This is a genomic window from Streptomyces sp. NPDC086835, from assembly GCF_044745705.1.
GTDB lineage: Bacteria > Actinomycetota > Actinomycetes > Streptomycetales > Streptomycetaceae > Streptomyces.
In genome coordinates, this window is the sequence record NZ_JBIVAU010000003.1 from 394,607 (window position 1) to 411,808 (window position 17,202).

The 17,202-nt window shown below is 69.7% G+C and carries 13 protein-coding genes; 8 read left to right on the forward strand and 5 right to left on the reverse strand.

Annotation, left to right across the window (positions count from 1 at the left end; translation table 11 throughout):
• Positions 1–19: 19 nt before the first annotated feature.
• Positions 20–2,440, reverse strand: coding sequence for a penicillin acylase family protein (locus tag ACIPJI_RS13305; RefSeq protein WP_402246196.1), 2,421 nt, complete (start codon positions 2,438–2,440; stop codon positions 20–22).
• A 97-nt stretch (positions 2,441–2,537) separates the two neighbouring features.
• Between ACIPJI_RS13305 and ACIPJI_RS13310 the strand changes: the two genes are divergently transcribed.
• On the forward strand, positions 2,538–4,052 hold the full coding sequence (locus ACIPJI_RS13310) for an acyl-CoA synthetase (protein WP_402246198.1): 1,515 nt from the start codon (positions 2,538–2,540) through the stop codon (positions 4,050–4,052).
• 55 nt (positions 4,053–4,107) lie between these two features.
• On the opposite strand, the gene ACIPJI_RS13315 is transcribed toward ACIPJI_RS13310, so the two are convergent.
• From ACIPJI_RS13315 to ACIPJI_RS13325, 3 genes are all read right to left on the reverse strand, one after another.
• On the reverse strand, positions 4,108–4,434 hold the full coding sequence (locus tag ACIPJI_RS13315; RefSeq protein WP_307704620.1) for a hypothetical protein: 327 nt from the start codon (positions 4,432–4,434) through the stop codon (positions 4,108–4,110).
• A 61-nt stretch (positions 4,435–4,495) separates the two neighbouring features.
• The gene (locus tag ACIPJI_RS13320; RefSeq protein WP_402246199.1) at positions 4,496–6,844 is read right to left on the reverse strand and encodes an ABC transporter permease; all 2,349 of its coding nucleotides are present in this window, start codon (positions 6,842–6,844) and stop codon (positions 4,496–4,498) included.
• Positions 6,841–7,548, reverse strand: a complete 708-nt coding sequence (locus tag ACIPJI_RS13325) for an ABC transporter ATP-binding protein (RefSeq protein WP_307704618.1) — start codon at positions 7,546–7,548, stop codon at positions 6,841–6,843. Before ACIPJI_RS13325 ends, ACIPJI_RS13320 begins: the two co-directional genes overlap by 4 nt.
• A 214-nt stretch (positions 7,549–7,762) precedes the next feature.
• On the opposite strand from ACIPJI_RS13325, the gene ACIPJI_RS13330 reads away from it, so the two are divergent.
• Both ACIPJI_RS13330 and ACIPJI_RS13335 read left to right on the forward strand, forming a co-directional pair.
• Positions 7,763–9,067 (forward strand): sensor histidine kinase, encoded by a 1,305-nt coding sequence (locus ACIPJI_RS13330; RefSeq protein WP_402246201.1) that lies wholly within the window; start codon positions 7,763–7,765, stop codon positions 9,065–9,067.
• Entirely contained in the window at positions 9,064–9,750 is a 687-nt protein-coding gene (locus ACIPJI_RS13335; protein WP_402246203.1) for a response regulator, read from the forward strand. The genes ACIPJI_RS13330 and ACIPJI_RS13335 overlap by 4 nt, the downstream gene beginning before the upstream one ends.
• 361 nt (positions 9,751–10,111) lie before the next feature.
• Here ACIPJI_RS13335 and ACIPJI_RS13340 read toward each other — a convergent pair whose 3' ends face one another.
• On the reverse strand, positions 10,112–10,828 hold the full coding sequence (locus ACIPJI_RS13340; RefSeq protein ID WP_356621666.1) for a sulfite exporter TauE/SafE family protein: 717 nt from the start codon (positions 10,826–10,828) through the stop codon (positions 10,112–10,114).
• Positions 10,829–11,392: 564 nt separating this feature from the next.
• Between ACIPJI_RS13340 and ACIPJI_RS13345 the strand changes: the two genes are divergently transcribed.
• The 5 genes from ACIPJI_RS13345 to ACIPJI_RS13365 all read left to right on the forward strand — a co-directional run bounded on the left by ACIPJI_RS13345 (position 11,393) and on the right by ACIPJI_RS13365 (position 17,034).
• Positions 11,393–11,674 carry a hypothetical protein gene (locus tag ACIPJI_RS13345; protein ID WP_356621665.1) on the forward strand — a complete coding sequence of 94 codons (282 nt, stop codon included), beginning with the start codon at positions 11,393–11,395 and terminating at the stop codon, positions 11,672–11,674.
• Between the two features lie 39 nt (positions 11,675–11,713).
• Positions 11,714–12,946, forward strand: coding sequence for a hypothetical protein (locus ACIPJI_RS13350; RefSeq protein WP_402246205.1), 1,233 nt, complete (start codon positions 11,714–11,716; stop codon positions 12,944–12,946).
• A 307-nt stretch (positions 12,947–13,253) separates the two neighbouring features.
• Positions 13,254–13,481 (forward strand): hypothetical protein, encoded by a 228-nt coding sequence (locus ACIPJI_RS13355; protein WP_402246207.1) that lies wholly within the window; start codon positions 13,254–13,256, stop codon positions 13,479–13,481.
• Positions 13,482–13,842: 361 nt separating this feature from the next.
• Complete coding sequence (locus ACIPJI_RS13360; protein WP_356621660.1) at positions 13,843–14,559, forward strand: PQQ-binding-like beta-propeller repeat protein; 717 nt, start codon at positions 13,843–13,845, stop codon at positions 14,557–14,559.
• A 39-nt stretch (positions 14,560–14,598) separates the two neighbouring features.
• Complete coding sequence (locus ACIPJI_RS13365; RefSeq protein ID WP_356621659.1) at positions 14,599–17,034, forward strand: hypothetical protein; 2,436 nt, start codon at positions 14,599–14,601, stop codon at positions 17,032–17,034.
• Positions 17,035–17,202: the final 168 nt, after the last annotated feature.

Genomic DNA, 17,202 nt, shown 5'->3' on the forward strand with positions numbered 1-17,202 from the left:
GGAACCGCCCCCGGCCGGGTCACCGCCGTTCGTGCACCCGCACCACCTTCAGCTCCGGCGAGCGCATGATGTCCCGTTCGCAGAACCGCGACGTCACCCACCGCTCGCCGGAGAACAGCGCCGTCTGGTCCCGGTAGTGCGGCGAGGCCGGGTCGGACGACTGCGAGTACGTCAAGAGCGTGCGGGCCACCGGGCAGCGGCCGCCGTCCCAGCCGACGGCCTGGATGTGACTCGAGCCGTGGGCGACCTCGGTGTAGCCGCCGCCTGCGGCGTTCCACACCGCCTCGATCTTGTTCCACACGCCGAGCGACTCCGTCCCGCCGTGGACCGGATGCCGCTTGCCGTCCCGCAGGACGAACTGGTGCTGCCCGAGCGGCGCGTCCAACGCGATGCCGGCGGCCCGCAGTTCGTTCACCGCGGCGGTGAGCGCCTTGGCGAAGCCGGGTGATCCGGTGTCGAGGGAACGCGGGGTGGCGACGGGGTCGGCCGCGGAGAACGGGACCTTCCACAGCTGCCCGGACGGCACCGACGAGGTCAGGGCCCGCCAGAACCGGTCGAAGAGCAACGCACCCCGGCTGCCGGTCTCCATGGACCGGTCCCACCGCTCCAGCACACCGCACGCCTCCGCCAGGTCCGCCGACAGCTCCTTGCAGGCGCGCACGGTGTCGGCGACGGCGAGGTCCGCGGCCGGTACCCGGTTGGCGAACTGCTGCCGCTGCAGGTCGGCGACGGTCAGCCCGCCCTTGTCCGCCATCGCGGCGACGTCCTCGATCGCACCCCGGGTACGCAGCGACCGCGGCGTCCCGACCGTGCCGAAGACCCGCTCGTACCCCGTCAGGGGCCGGTCGGCGTTGCTGAGCCACGCGCTGTCGTTGGAGTTCTCCGCGTACGCCGCGTCCTTCAGTGTGGGCATCCGGGACGGACCGAAGACGCCCGGCTGGACCGCGTCCTGGTCCCGGCCGAGCCCGCAGTCGCCCCGTGAACCGTCCAGAACGGCGACGCCGGAGGCCGGGTACGTCACCCGGCCCAGCGGCGTCGAGCAGCGCTGCGCCAGTTCGTCGGTGATCCGCGGCAGGACCTGCGACTGGGTGAAGAGCGTGCGGCCGGCCGAGTCCGCGGCGATCGTGTTCACCCACGGCAGCCCTTGAGTGCGCCGCAGGCCCGCCAGCATGTCGTCCGTCGACCGTGCCTTGCCGAACGCCAGCGCCGTGTCGGACGCACGCATGTTGGCGGCGTTGGGGTCGTTCAGCGCGTACGCCGTCGAAGCGGACCAGGGCAGCGGCAGCGACGCGCCGAGTGAGGTGACGACCGGGCCGTAGCGGGTCCAGTACTGCGTGCGGGTGACGGAAGTGCCGTCCTCCAGAGGGACGGTGACGACCCGTTCGGTCATCCGCTCGCGCCTGCCGTCCACCAGGTACACGGTCGGATCCGCCGGGTCGAGCGTCAACTGGTGCAGGTTCAGCGTGACACCTGTCGCGACGGTGTGGCTCCAGGCCACCTTGTCGTTGAAGCCGATGCTGACCAGTGTCGTGCCGAGAAGTGAGGCTCCGGAGACGTTCAGCTCGCCCGGGATCGTCTGCTGCGACTGCCAGAACCGGCGGCCGCCGTGCCAGGGGTAGTGGGGGTTGCCCAGCAGCAGTCCGCGCCCGTTCGCCGTCACGTCACCGCTGAACGCGACGGCGTTCGACCCCATGTCGGCGCTCTCGGCCGCGAACAGCTCACGGGCCGCCCGCGCCGTCGCCTGCGCGTCCGGTGCCGGGACGTGGGCGGCGCCGGGCGGCTGCGCGGCGGTGATGCCGTCGATACCGCGGCCCTGGCCGCCGAGGACGGAGACGGCGAAGCCGCGGCGGGCCACGTCGAGGGCGGTCACCGGTCCCACCCAGTCGGCGCCGCGGCAGGCCGGGTCGGTGACGCGGTTCTGCTTCAGCCAGGCGTTGTAGCCGGCGGCCCACCCGCGCATCAGCTCCTTCACCTCCCGGCCCGGACCGGCCGGCGCGGGGACGGCGAGCAGCTTCTCGACGGTGCGGGCCTCGCGTATCCCGCGGAAGTACAGGTCGCTGGAGAGGTTCTTCGTCGCGGACGAGAGGGAACCGTCGGGCGCGGCGTCCGCGCCGAAATGGCGCGAGCGCTCACCGCGTACGGTGACGAATCCGTCGGCCAGCACACACACCTGGTCGGCGGCCTGCGCCCAGCCGGTGCCGAAGCCCAGGCCGGCGTAGTCACGCGCCACGATGTGCGGAACGCCGTGCTCGGTGTATCGGATCACGGCGGACGGACCGCCGCCCGAGGGATGCCGGCCGGGATCGTGGGCGGCCGCCTGTGGTGTCACGGCGGTCGCGGCCGTCACCAGCGCGACACCGGTGAGAGCGAGCCTTGCAAAGCGCGTACGGAAGAGCAACGTGCCTCCCAACAGGGCTGCGGACCTTACTGGTTGGTACATGCAGTCAGTCAACGCCCCCGCTGTCAACATCCCGTTCGGTATCCGACGTGGTGCCGCGGCACTTGACCCCGCGTCGGCCGCCGCCGAGGATCACGCCATGACAGGCGCACACAGCAGCACCGTCGACTCCCTCGTACGCCGCAGTGCCCGGCGCACCCCGGATCGCACGGCCGTCCGGTACGCCGACAGGTCCTGGACCTACGCCCGGCTCGACGAGGCCGTCAGTACCGCGGCGGCCGTCCTCACCGGTCACGGGCTGCGCCACGGCGACCGGGTCGCGTCGTACGGCCACAACTCCGACGCCTACCTGATCGCCTTCCTCGCCTGCGCACGCGCCGGCCTCGTCCACGTCCCGGTCAACCAGAACCTGACGGGCGACGATCTCGCCTACATCCTCGGCCAGTCGGGCAGCACGCTCGTCCTCGCCGACCCGGCGCTCGTGCCCCGTCTGCCCGCCGGGGCGGCCGTACGGGCGCTGCGCGACACGGACGACTCGCTGCTCGCCGCCCTGTCCAAGCCGCGGCCGTTCACCCCCGCGCACCGACCGCGCGACGAGGACCTGGTCCAGCTGCTCTACACGTCGGGCACCACCGCCCTGCCCAAGGGCGCGATGATGACCCACCGCGCCCTCGTGCACGAGTACGTCAGTGCCGTCACCGCCCTCGATCTCGCGCCCGGTGACCGGCCCGTCCATTCGCTGCCGCTCTACCACTCCGCCCAGATGCATGTCTTCCTGCTGCCGTACCTCGCGGTCGGCGCGGAGAACACCATCCTCGACGCGCCCGACGCCGGGCGGATCTTCGACCTCGTCGAAGCGGGCCGCGCCGACAGCCTGTTCGCGCCGCCCACCGTATGGATCGGTCTCGCCAACCACCCCGAGTTCGCCACCCGTGACCTCGGCGCGCTGCGCAAGGCGTACTACGGGGCGTCGATCATGCCAGTGCCCGTGCTGGAGCGGCTGCGTGAACGGCTCCCCGGCCTCGGTTTCTACAACTGCTTCGGCCAGTCGGAGATCGGGCCGCTCGCCACCGTCCTTGGCCCCGACGAGCACGACGGTCGGATGGAGTCGTGCGGCCGGCCCGTCCTCTTCGTGGAGGCGAAGGTCGTCGACGAGGACGGCAAGGAGGTGGCCGACGGCACCGCGGGCGAGGTGGTCTACCGCTCACCGCAGCTGTGCGAGGGCTACTGGGACAAGCCGGAGGAGACACAAGAGGCGTTCCGCGGCGGCTGGTTCCACTCCGGTGACCTCGCCGTACGCGACAGCGAGGGCTACTTCACGGTCGTCGACCGGGTCAAGGACGTCATCAACTCCGGTGGTGTGCTGGTGGCTTCACGCCAGGTCGAGGACGCCCTCTACACCCACCCGGCCGTCGCGGAGGCGGCCGTGATCGGCCTGCCCGACGAGCGGTGGATCGAGGCGGTCACCGCCGTCGTCGTCGCACGCCAGGAGGTGACCGAGGCGGAACTGATCGCCCACGCACGGGACAAGCTCGCCCACTTCAAGGCACCCAAGCGGGTCCTCTTCGTGGACGCGCTGCCCCGCAACGCCAGCGGCAAGATCCTCAAGCGCGAACTCCGGGACCGCTTCGCTTCGTCGTCACCACGTTCCTGAGCCCCGGGCCGTCCACCACCGCTGTGAGCAGGAGGAGCAACGCGAGCTTCCGGCCTCAGAAAGGCGGCTGCCCACTGCCTTCGATCACCAAGTGCGCGGTACCGATGTAACGGTGGGCCACGGTGAAGTCGCCGACGCGGCCGTCGGGCAGCCGCAGCCGCGGCGCGTCCGCGCCCATGATGCCTTCCACGACCTCGTCGTCCGCGACCGCGAGCGTTCCGTTCCAGTCGGCCGACAGTGCCGCGGCGACGTCCTCGCTCATGTCGGGCACGGGGTCCGGCACGGCGTCCTCAGGCTGCTCCGTCCATGAACGGAGCACCGCTCTCGCCGCGTACTCGGCATCGCCCGCGACCACCGTCACGTCGCCCTCGAAGACGCCCATGCTCCCAGTGTGCGTCCACACGGCTCGTCTTGCCTGCTGCACGAGCTCCGAACCCGGCCTCCTATTCGGTACGCAGCGCCGTGGCGGTTCGGGCCCCGGCGGCCCAGCCGGCGGGCAGGAGCGCGCCCAAGGCGGCGATGAGCAGGCCGCCGAGTGCGAGCGGGAGGAGTTCGGCCCAGTGGTAGACGGCGATGACGGAACCGGGAAGGCGGAGGCCCACGCTGTCGCCCATCGCGGGGAGGACCCAGCCGTGCAGGGCCACGCCGAGCGGCACGCCCAGAGCGCCCGCGACCAGTCCGGTGACGACGACCGAGGTGAGGACCATCGCGACGGTCTGCCGGGGGGTCATGCCGAGCGCCTTGTGGACACCGATCTCCCGGACGCGCTCCCGGGTGTCGAGCAGTACGCCGTTCAGCACGCCGAGCGCGGCTACGGCGACGAGCATCAGCGTGAGGATCGCTGACAGCGCGTTGAGCGTGACGACCATGTCGCTGCCGGATTCGAGTCCGCCGGCCCGAGCGGTGACCCCCAGCGGTGCCAGGTCCCCGTTCAGCGCGTCGACGTAGCCGGTCACGCCGGTGCCCGACGTGACCGCGATGTGATGGCTCGTCTCCGTCAGGTCGGGATGTGCGGCCGTGAGGGTCGAGGCGTCGGTGAAGACCTGCCTGCCGTCGTTACGGGGGTCGAGGACCTCACCGACGATCCGGACCGTGACCGGTTCGGCCAGGCCGTTCAGGGTGACGGTGTCGCCGATGCGGGTGCCGGTGGCGGCCAGGAAGGGGCTCGGGACCACGGCCTCGCCGGGCCTGCCGATCCAGCGGCCCGAGACCATCGTGTAGCCGCCCCAGGAAGCGTCGCCGGTGAAGGCGATCACTTCGATGATGCCGGTCAGGCCGGACACGGTCGCCCGTACCGTCGCGGCGCTGTAGTACTTCCCGGTTCCGGCAGCGGCCTCGACGGCCGCGGCGACTGCGACGGGATCGGCCGTGGGCTGCTTCTCGGGGCCGGGGCCCCCAGGTCCGAAGTCCGGCAAGGGTGCGGGCACGACGACGTCGGCGGCGTCGTGGGCCTTGGCCTGCATCACCTGGCCGAGGGAGGCGCCCATCCCCACGGTGAACGTGACGGCGACGGCGCCGAACAGGATCGCCGTGCCCATGGCCAGCGCGCGGGCAGGCCGGGCGAAGGGCCGGGCCAGGCCCAGGGCGACCGGCCGCGGCAACGGCAGCCGTCCGGTCAGACGGGCCGCCCACCGGCCGCGCCCCGCCGAAGCGGTACGCCCGACGGCGAGCGCGTCGACCGTACGCAGCCGGCCGGCCCGCCAGGCACTCGCCCACGCGGTCGCCGCCACCAGGCCGAGCACCCCGGCGATCACCGCCAGGTCGACCCAGGGGGCGACGGCCAGGGACGAGGTGCCGTAGACCTCCTCGGTCTCGGCCAGTACGGGGACGGCGAGCAGGTGGCCGGCGAGGACACCGAGGGCCGTGCCGGCGGCGGCCGGGATCAGCGCCTGGCCCACGTAGGCCCGCACGACCTGGGCCGGGGTGAAGCCGACGGCCTTGAGGATGCCGATGCGGCGCGTTCCCGTGCCGACGGCCGACGCGACGACGTTCCCGACGATGAGCACCGACATGACCAGGCCCAAGGCGCCGAACGCGACGAGGAACGGGACGTAGACGGCGGTGTCGCGCTCGGCGGTCTCCTTGACGGTGAGCCATGACTGCTCACCGACGGCGCTTTCGGGCGGCACCGATTCCGTCACGGCCCTGCCGCCCGCGGTGATCTGCGCGGCGGTGCCCGCGTCGGTGAGGCGGTAGAGCATCTGGTAGCCGCCGCTGCCGGGCGCGGTGAGCGCCGGCATCTGGGACGGAACCACCCAGGCGTCCGCGGTCCGCGTGACCGAGCGGGCCACACCGACCACCGTCAGCGTCGGACCGCCGGGCAGATCGGGGAAGGTGATCTTCATGCCCATGGCCGGGATGAGCGAGGAGTCGTCGGACAGCACGATCTCGCCAGAGCGCGTGGGCCACCGCCCTTCGAGCAGTGCCACCTGGTCCACGTCCCGGCCGGGGTCGCCCCGGCCGACCACGGTCATCGGCCACCCGGGGCCCGCCCCGTCCGAGCGCGGGGTGACCGTCGAGGTACGGAACGGCCCGGCCGCAGCGCTCACCCCTTCGGCGTCCTTGGACTTCGCCAGCGGCCCGGCACTCACCTTGCCCGCGTCGAACTGCACGGACAGATGCGCGCCGTGCTGCTCGGCGAAGGCGTCGTCGAAAGGCGCGCCGGACACCACGAGCAGCGATCCGCCGAGGACGGAGGCGGCCACCGCCATCATCGTGGCGAGCCCGATCACCAGCGTCTGCACCCGGCGCCGTCCCACCCCCGAGCGCACCACCTTGCCGAGCGCGCTCACCGGACGGCCTGGGAGGCGACGGCCTGCGACCGGACGTCGTCGGCGATCCGGCCGTCGGCGATCCGGACCGTACGGCTCGTGCAGGACCGGGCCAGGGCCAGGTCGTGGGTGACCACGACGATGGTCTGGCCCTCGGCATTGAGGCCGGTGAGCAGCCTGCTGACGTCCTGTCCGGCGGCCGTGTCGAGGGCCCCGGTCGGCTCGTCGGCCAGGAGCAGCGCCGGCCGGTTCATCAACGCCCGGGCCACCGCGACGCGCTGCCGTTCGCCGCCGGACAGCCGCCCCGGGTAGGCGCGGGCGTGCCGGTCGATGCCCAGCAGTTCCAGGAGTTCCGCCGCCCGACGATCTGCCTCGCCGCGTGCCGTACCCGCGAGGCGGGCGGGCAGGACGACATTGTCGGTGACGGTCAGATCGTCGAGCAGGTTGAAGAACTGGAAGACCATGCCGATCCTCGACCGCCGGAACAGCGCCGATCCGGCTTCGCCCAGCTGATCCACCCGCACCCCGTCCACGGTGACGGTCCCCGCATCGGGCCGGTCCAGGCCCGCGATCAGATTGAGCAGCGTGGACTTGCCGCTGCCCGACGGGCCGAGGATCGCGACGGCCTCCCCGGGCTGCACGGTCAGCGACGCCTCGTGCAGAGCGGGCGGGCCGTCGTCGTACCGGCGGCTCACCTCGCGCAGTTCGATCACCGGCATGGTCATAAGAGGCTCCTTGCGTACGGGCAGTCGGCTGCGTGAACGCTAGGAGCGGGCCCGGCCCGCACGCGTCGCCCGCCCGAACCCATTCCGGTACCGCGCTGGGACGAGCCCCGCAAACGTCATCCTTGCGATGTAGGCGGGTGATGTATCCGGTGCGGTGCGAATGACCACCGGGGCGGACTCCGCGTATCCGCGCGGCGGTGACAATGAACCGGTGATGGACGCACGTACGACACCGGCGCGGCTGCGGGAAGCCGCTCGCCAGGCGGTCCGCGACGCCAGGCTTCCGAGCGGTCCGCCGCTGCGGCCCACCCGGCGCGCCTGGCAGTTCGACGTGCTGGTGGCACTGACACTCGGCATCGCCACCGTCTACTACGGCATCGACAACGTCGACAACGTCGTGGTGCGTGAGATCGCACCCGGCGTGGAACGCGTCCTGCCCCGCCCGTCCGGCCCCGGCGGCCTGGCCCTCATGGTGACCCTCGCGGCCGTCGCCTCGAGCGCCCTGGCGCTGCGCCGCCGCTACCCGCTCGCCGTGCTGTGCATCGTGACGGCCGCGACACTGGCGACACCGCAGAGCGTCATGCGGCTGACCTTCTACGCGTTCGTCATCGCCGTCTACAGCGCCGCCGTGTACAGCCCTTACCGGGTGGCGACCCTGGCGGCGCTGCCGGTGTCCGTCGCCCTGGTCGGCACCTCGGGGAACTCGGTGACACCGATCGTCCCCAACGAGTACATCGCCCTGCTGATCCTGGTCCCCATGGCCGTGGCCGCCGTCGGTCTGCGTACCTGGAAACTCCGAACCGACGAGGGCCGCACCCGGCTCTCAGCCCTGGAACGCGAACAGGCCGAGGCGCTGCGCCGGGCCGTCGAGCATGAGCGGGCCAGGATCGCCCGCGAACTGCACGACGTCGTCACGCACAACGTCAGCGTGATGATCATCCAGGCGGGCGCCGCCCGCAAGATCATGAAGACCTCCCCAGAGCAGGCCGGCGAGGCGCTGCTCGCCGTCGAGGCGGGCGGGCGGGCCGCCATGACCGAGCTGCGCCACGTCATGGGACTGCTCACCATGGCCGAGGAGAGCGGGGGCACGGACGGATGTGCGGACCCGGCCGACACGACGGCGGTGCCGGCCCCGCAACCGGGCCTGGACCAGCTGGAAACGCTGGTCGGACGGGTCCGCGACACCGGACTGCCCGTCGACCTGACCGTGACCGGCCTGCCCCGTCCCCTCCCGCCCGGCCTCGAACTCGCCGCCTACCGTGTGGTCCAGGAAGCCCTGACCAACACCGTCAAGCACGCGTCCGGCGCCACCGCCGCCGTGACCGTCGAATACGGCCCGGAACGGCTGCGGGTGGAAGTCACCGACACCGGTGGACACCCGGGCGCGGCCGCCGGAAGCGGCCGGGGCCTGATCGGCCTGCGCGAGCGCCTCGCCGTGCACGACGGAACCCTGAACACCGGCCGACGTCTGACCGGCGGCTACCGTGTGGAGGCCCTGATCCCCTTGGAGACACCGTGACCGAGCCGCTACGTGTGCTCCTCGCCGACGACCAGACCCTGGTCCGTACCGGTTTCAGGTTGATCCTCGGTGCTGATGGCATCGACGTCGTCGCCGAGGCGACCAACGGAACGGAAGCGGTCGAAGCGGTCCGCCGCACACGTCCCGACGTGGTCCTGATGGACGTCCGGATGCCGGAGATGGACGGCCTGGAGGCCACCCGCCGCATCCTCACCGGCGCCCCCGGCGAACCCCGCGTCATCATCCTGACCACCTTCGACCTCGACCGGTACGTCTACGCGGCACTGTCCGCCGGGGCCAGCGGCTTCCTCCTCAAGGACGTCACCCCCGAGCATCTGACCGTGGCCGTCCGCACGGTCCGCACCGGCGACGCCCTCCTCGCGCCCGCCATCACCCGCCGCCTCGTGGAGCGGTTCACGCAGCGAGGCAGCGACACCGCCGCCCTCCACCGCGACCTCGCCTCGCTCACCCCGCGCGAACTGGAGGTCCTCGGCCTGCTGGCCCGAGGACTGAGCAACGCCGAACTCGCCACCCGCCTCCACCTGGCCGAGGCGACCGTCAAGACGCACGTCGCCCGCATCCTCGCCAAGCTCGGACTCCGTGACCGCGTCCAGGCCGTCATCGTGGCTTACGAGACCGGGCTGGTCAGCGCCGGCACAGGCGAGGCCGCCGAGCAGACGTAGACCGAAGCCAGGACTTCGGGCCTGTGAACCGTCGTACAGGGTCGCCCGATGTCCGCGTCCGCCGCGGTGCCGGGCCGGTCCCGCATGAACTCCTGGCTGAACACCCGAGCCGGGCCGCCGCTGGAACGCGATGCGGCGGAGCAGGCCGACGTCGTCCAGCGCGACGCCTGTCCTCGGCCGCCCCGTCGCGCGAAGGCGTGCCCGCCCTCACCCCCGCTCCACTCACTCAACGCCGGGTCGCCCATTGGGACATCCGGACGGCTCGGTACGCCCCGGGCAGGTGGACAATCGAGCACTGGGCATTCTCAGCGGATAGTGGCGCAACTTGCGTCGCCCGGTGAACCGTCGGTGCAACACAAGTTCATATGCCCGCTAGCAGGCGCCCTGTATACCCCACCATTACGACCCAAAACAGGCCTGCGTATCCGCGTTCACCGATTCTGGTATTGAAGCGCCTTCCCAGAAATGTTGCGGAGAGCATCAGTGGAACGCACGTCAAGGCAACGAGGTAGTCCTTGCCCGTGAGCAAGGAGGCATCCGTCCAGACAGCGGTCTTCGTAACATCTCCGACGAGTGAGGTGAGGGAGAGTGCGCCGACGAGGTGGAGGCGGTCCAGGCCGAGTCCTCGGACAGCAAGCCCCTTGAGGGGACCGGACGTGCCACTGAATCCGGAAGTCGCTCCCGCAGCGAACGCCATCAATGGTGAACTGGCTCGCCGCCAGCGAGTGAGATCGAACGACTCGACCAGAAACGCGGCAGCAAAGGAGAAGATGACCGCGAGGGTTACAGCTCGTTCGGGTGCGGAGACCAACAACTTCGCGCCCAGGAACGTTCCCACGGCGACAAGGCAGATGACGAGGGCGGCCTGACGATAAGGGAGCGTCTTGCGGTACGCGAAGACCTTCACACAGTTGTTGGCGGCCAGGAGGAGTGCAGCCAGCGCCACTCCGGACTTTGTCCCGAGCACGAGAGCCAGCGTAGGAACAAGAATCAGACTTCCCCCAAACCCTGCCGCAGCAGACAGCGTGAACGCGGCAGCTACGGCCACGAACACCACTGGAAGCAGGTATGGATCCATCAGCGCTCCTCAGTCGTTCCGACCGCCAGTCTCCTCGTGACCGATTTCGGCGCCTTCTCCACTCAGCTTCCGAGCCGTGATCGCAGTCCTCTTCTGAGGGATTTCCTTGGGGCGCTTACGAATCGCGAACAAGGGATACCACCAGGCTCCTACCGGTCCCGAGGACCCCGCAACCCCATCAGATTTCGAGAGTCGTTGACGTGACAAAATATGAATGCGAAACCGTCATGTCGTTGACCCAGAAAAATGTGAAACAGAACCAAACCGCCGCCATCGAGGGTGAGTTGCTCGTCAACGTTCCCTGCTGTGTACTGGAAGGGGACCCTTGAGGTCCGGGAGGGACGTCATCTCCAAGGGCGTCCTTCATGATGCGAAACGTGCGCATGCCCACCCGGATGGAAATCACTACCTCTGCGGTCAACCCGATCCTTCTTCTCGCTGCTCGCAGCGAAGGGCGCGAGGGCACAGAGTCAGAGACTCCGGACAAAATGAACGGCCTTGGCCGGACCACGGTGTCCCGCCTCGGTCCAGGACGACACGACATCACGAGCAGGAGGCTCTCCCATGCCGAACCAACAGAGCAGCGGCCGGGAATACGAGGCCCAAGACGCCGCTCTGGCCCAAGTCGGCCCGGCGCAGTCGCTCGCCGATCAGGAAGTGGCACCCCGGTCCGATGTCGAGCCCGACGAGCGGCAGCGGATGCTGGACGAACGTGAGGAAAGGTTCACCCAACCGCGCAAGCCGATGGGTCCGACCCCCGACCAAGTCCCCGAAACCATCCCCGAGGACGCCACCCCACCCTCCGACGAACAGTCGAGCACCACGCCTGCAGCCCAGGAACCGTGAGCAACCGCAGCGACGTGACTTCCTGGAAGGACGGCAGTCATGGCAACAGTTCGCCTCGTCCAGAACATCGGCCTGGACGACCACGCGACCAGTACCCAGACGAGCACCATCAACGAGACCACCGCCGCGGCGTCGAACAGCAACGTCTTCGTGACAGGTAACTGGTTCGCCAGCCGCAGCACCACGTCCGGCAAGGAATGGCAGCTGGTGGACCCCTTCACAGTTCTGCCCTCCGCGGCCGGGGGATTTTGCTGCGACCAGATCGTCCTGTACGAGCCGAGTCGAGACATCTGGATCTGGATACTGCAGTACGGCACGCACGAGGATTCCAACGGCGTCCGGAACAACGTCTTCCGAGTGGCGGTCTCCCCCGGTACGGATCCGGCCGCCTGGCACTGGTGGGATATCGCCCCGATCTCCCTCAGCGCCGACTGGCGGGACCTGTGGTTCGACTACCCGGACGCTGCAACGAGCGCGAACCACCTCTATGTCACGTTCAACGCCTTCAACGCCGCCCGCGATTGGCAACGTGCCTTCGTCTTCAAGTTCCCTCTGGACATCCTGAGGGCAGGGACCTCCCTGGGTTACCAGTGGTGGTCGACCAAGGAGCACGGCTCGCTGCGGCTCACCCAAGGCTCCGCCGAGAGTATGTTCTTCGCCGCCCACAACGGCACCTCGACCCTTCGAGTGCACGGCTGGCCGGACAACTCCAACACCGTGGGCTGGTTCGACGTCCCCGTCAGCCCGTGGAGCCGAGAGCCCTACCAATCTCAGGGACCCGACGGCAGGGACTGGCTCGCCCAGCGGGTCGACTCCCGGATCACCGGCGCTTGGGTGAGTGGCACCCGTGCCGGCTTCCTTTGGACTGCCGCGGCACGCGCCGGCCGTCCCGTGCCCTACGTCAAGGGCGCGGTCGTCGATGTCACGACGCAGGCGTTGGTCGAGGAACCCGACATCTGGAACCAGCAGTCGGCCTACGCCTTCCCAGCGGCCTGCCCGAACACCCAAGGCGTCATCGGCGTGAGTCTTGCCATGGGCGGTGGCCCACTGCATCCGAGCCATGTCGTCGGTTTCCGCGATGGTCCCGACTGGCGTCTGAGCTTTACCCGCCATAGCACTCAGGGCCCGGACACCGGCACCTGGGGCGACTACCTCACCTGCCACCGGTACCACCCGGAGGCGTCCGAGTGGGTGGCCTCCGGCTATACGCTGCAAGGCGGCGGTGACCGGCACTTCGTGGAACCGCAATACGTCCAGTTCGGCGTCGGCTGACCTACCCTGCGCACCGCACGGCTGTCCACCGCCCTGCCGCCGGGCTTTGTCCTCCCAGGAGTCGCCGGTGATGCCCCCACGGCACGACCGCTCCAGTGGGGCGAGCCGTGTCGAGGGGCGTTCGAAGCCGGGGGCCGAACGTGTCCCCTGGTAAGGCCGCCTCCGGCCATGAAGCCCGGCCAAGGCCACCGCCCACCATGGGTGAACGGTCCCGGCCGCGGTCAGTGGCACGGCATGGCGCTGTTTCGTGCACGCTCATGCCTCCAAAGAGATGAACCTCATGGTATCGGCGTGGCAGAGTGCGGCCGTGCACAGACCTGCGCCCGAACGGGCAGGTCTCTCACCGGTCCTCAAGGAGTGGACGACGGAGTTCTTCCTGCCGTCGGACTCCGGTCCGTCCCGGGTGCGGGTCCGCGAAGTGGAGCTCATCCCCAACATGGAGCCCCGCCCCGGGGCGTTCCTGCGGTCGGCCACACCGGGTGAGGTCACCGAGCGCACGGTGTTCACGGACACGGTGCTGCTGCCTGCGCTGTGAGCGCACCCTGGTGGCCGTCGGTCAGGTGAGCCAGGGCACGGTCGCTCCGCGCTCCGGCCGCATGGCCGTTCGCGGGTCGGCCGCGATGCCGCATTCCTCACACCGGTCGAAGAAGGCGCCGTGGGCAGGCGCTGAGAAGATGCAAACCGTGTCAGCCGCGACTGCGGGTTGTGTATTCGTCAACTGTCCTGCGGGCAAAGCAGTTTAGGTTGCTGCCCTCCTCCGCGGGAGGGACGATGGAAGGGAGCTGGGGCCCACGCGGGCCGCGGGCTTCGAGGTCGTTTCGTGGCGGCCCGCACGCGTTACGGCCTCGGCCCGTGATTCCGAATCCCCGTTCCTGCGCTCACACTTGGGGGGCCGGATGGTGAGAGTCCCTCGCGGCGTGGTTGATGCGCGCGGTCGACACGCCGTCGTACACGATCACGAAGGTGCTCTGATGGCATTGGATCTGGAGACCGGCGCGCTGCTGTGGCGCCACGGCCCCGGTCTGCGGCCGTGCGCTCTGCTCGCCGGTTCGGTCGTGGCCCTGCGGAGCAGTCCGTCGCCGACGCTGGTGGTTGTGGTGCTCGATGCCGAAACTGGTGAGGTCCGTTGGACGTCGGAGCCGGCCGACTTGCCGCCATGGGCTCGTTTCACCCTCGACGACACCCGCGGTTTCACGCTGCGCACCGAGACGGACGAAAATGCCGTGGTGATCCGCTGGGTCGCCCGTACCTGGTACGGCGGTGGCGCCGCACCGAGCGTACGGGTCCTGGAGGAATCCCGGCGAGAGGCGCACGGCGCCCTGCGGGTCGATCCGGCAGGCCCTCCGGTGGAGGTGCTGCCCGAGGCGGAAGTGCTACCGGAACCTGCCGACGTCGATGCGCCTGCTCTCCTGCCACCGGCGGCTCCCCAGCCGTCGCCGGACCCCGATGTACTGGACCAGAGCCAAGTCGGTGACATGCGCGTGGAGCTCACCCTCCGCCCCGACTCCGGCGCCGTCGTCCTCAGAGCAGTGGATCTCCGCACTGCCGCGGTCAAGTGGGAGGTGGAACTGGACCGTGCGACCACAAGGCGGGCGCCCAAGCTTCCGCCCTAGCCACACCCCACACATTTCGATCCCGACCAGGGGCGCATCATGACCATCTCGGACGAACAGCTGGCTCAGTCGAAGAACATCAGTGTCGCGCAGGTGCAGTTGCTGTGCCGGGCCCGCGGTACGACGAACGAGACGCTCGCAGCCTTGCCCGAAGCCGCAGTGCGGCGGGCACTGCTCCGCCTCGACTATCCCGACCTTCCCACGGCCCGTGGGCTCTTCCGCCTCAAGCAGGAGCGCAGCGACGACGGAAGCGTCCGACCGCTCGGTCTGGGCACGGCCTACGGCCAGGCGGAGACGCTGCTGAGTCGCGGGGCACAGCCGCTGACCGCCGGCATACCCACCGGTCCGAATGGTCAACGGCACCAGGGAGGGCCGGCCCCGACGGCCGGAATGCAGCTGGCCAACTGGGTGTGGCTCGGCCCGGGAAATGTCGGAGGCCGCACGCGTGGCATTGTGATCGATCCGGTGCAACCGGACAGGATGTGGGCCGTGAGCGCCGGCGGCGGCGTGTGGCACACCGAGGACGGCGGCGCCCAGTGGGAGCCCGTCGACGACTTCCTGGCGAACCTCGCGTGCAGTTGCATCACGATGGACCCGTCCGACGCGTCCACGATGTACGTGGGGACCGGTGAGGCGTTCCAGAATCTGGATGCCATCCGGGGCAACGGCATTTTCCTCACGACCGATGCGGTGAGCTGGAAGCCGATCGCGGCCACCCAGATCCCGGACTTCCAGTTCGTCTCCCGGATCGCGGTGTCGCGATCCGGGGATGTCGTCCTCGCGGCCACCTCCGCCGGACTCTTCCGCAGTGCCGATTCCGCGCGGGCGACCTGGACCCAAGTCCTTGACAATCCGCTCGGCGACGTCAGATTCGATCCGCAGGACAGCAGCAAGGCGGTTGCCGGATCGCTTCGGGACGGTGCGGCCTGGTTCAGCCGGGACGGCGGTCTCACTTGGGACCTCGCGGACAGCGGCCCGTGGACCGGCCGGGTCGAACTCGCGTACGCGGAGAAGGACCCGGACATCGTCTACGCGTCGGTCCAGATGACCACTGGCCTGATCTGGAGGTCGCAGGACGGCGGCGCGACCTACCAGAGCAGGAATACGCTGGCCCCGAACGGCGTCGTGGCGGACTACCTGGGCAGGCAGGGCTGGTACGACAACACGATCTGGGCCGGGGACCCGACAAACGCGGACCTGGTGCTTGTCGGCGGCGTCAACCTGTGGCGCAGCACGGACGGCGGTGACCATCTCGCCGAGATCAGCACGTGGTGGGATCCCCGCTCCGCCCACGCCGACCAGCACGCCATCGTCTCGCATCCCTCATACGACGGGGCCACGAACCGAACGGTGTTCTTCGGCAACGACGGTGGAGTGTTCAAGGCGGCGGACCTGACGGCCGTCGGAAACGAGCCGCAGCCTCCGTTCGTAACCGGCTGGACCGAGTTGGTCAACAACTACGGAGTGACCCAGTTCTACGCCGGCGCCGGTCACGTCGGCAGCGGAAAGATCATCGGCGGTACGCAGGACAACGGCTCGCTGGTCTTCACTCCGGCGCTCGGCACCGAGGACTGGCGGCCGTTCTTCGGCGGTGACGGCGGCTGGTGTGCCTCCGACCCGACCGACTCCAACGTCTTCTACGGCGAGTACGTCTTCTTGAACATCCACCGCAACACCGACGGCTGCACCACAGAAGACACACAGGGTGACCGCTACATCAGCGGCCAGTTCTTCAACTTCGCGATACGCGACTGGGACTGGAAGCAGGTGCCTTTCCGCATCACGGACGCGAAGAACGAGGACGCGCTCTTCATCGCACCGTTCGTGCTCGATCCCAACAACGAGAATCGGATCCTGGCAGGCGGGGTGTCACTCTGGCAGACAATGAATGCCAAGCAGCCGAACACCGCCGCCAGCGGGCCGACCTGGAAAGCGATCAAGCCCAACGCCGGCTCGCTGATCAGCGCGATCGCGGTGGCGCGCGGCGACTCGGACGTGGTGTGGGCGGGCCACGAGGACGGCATGGTCTTCCGTACGACCAACAGCACCGCGCCGACGCCCACCTGGGAGCGCGTCGGTGTGAATGGCCCAAATCCGCTGACGCCACGGCGCTACTGCACTTGCATCACCGTGCATCCGACGGACCCGGACACCGTCTACGTCGCGTTCGGCGGATACGAGCGCGGCAACCTGTGGGGGACCACGGACGGCGGCGCGCGGTGGACCAACCTCGCCACCGCTCTGCCGCTCGCTCCGATCCGGGCCGTGGCGGTGCATCCGCGGCGGACGCAGCTGCTCTACTGCGGCACCGAGGTCGGGTTGTTCGCCAGCGAGAACGCCGGGGCGAGTTGGTCGCCGACGAATGAGGGTCCGACCAACTGCTCGGTCGACGACCTGTTCTGGATGGACGAGACGCTCGTCTGTGTGACTCACGGCCGTGGGATGTTCCGGATCGACCTGTCGACGATCCCGTAAGGCGACCTGATCGTCTGCCGTCGTCAGGCCGGCTTCTTCAGGACGTCGGCGGAGCGCAGCAAGCCTGTTCTGGGCCGCTCTGACAGGCTCCACCGGGCGTCTGGCGGCCGGCCTGTAAGGCCGAGCTCTCCGAATCCGGCCTGACCGGTACGAGGTTCCGCAGAAGCC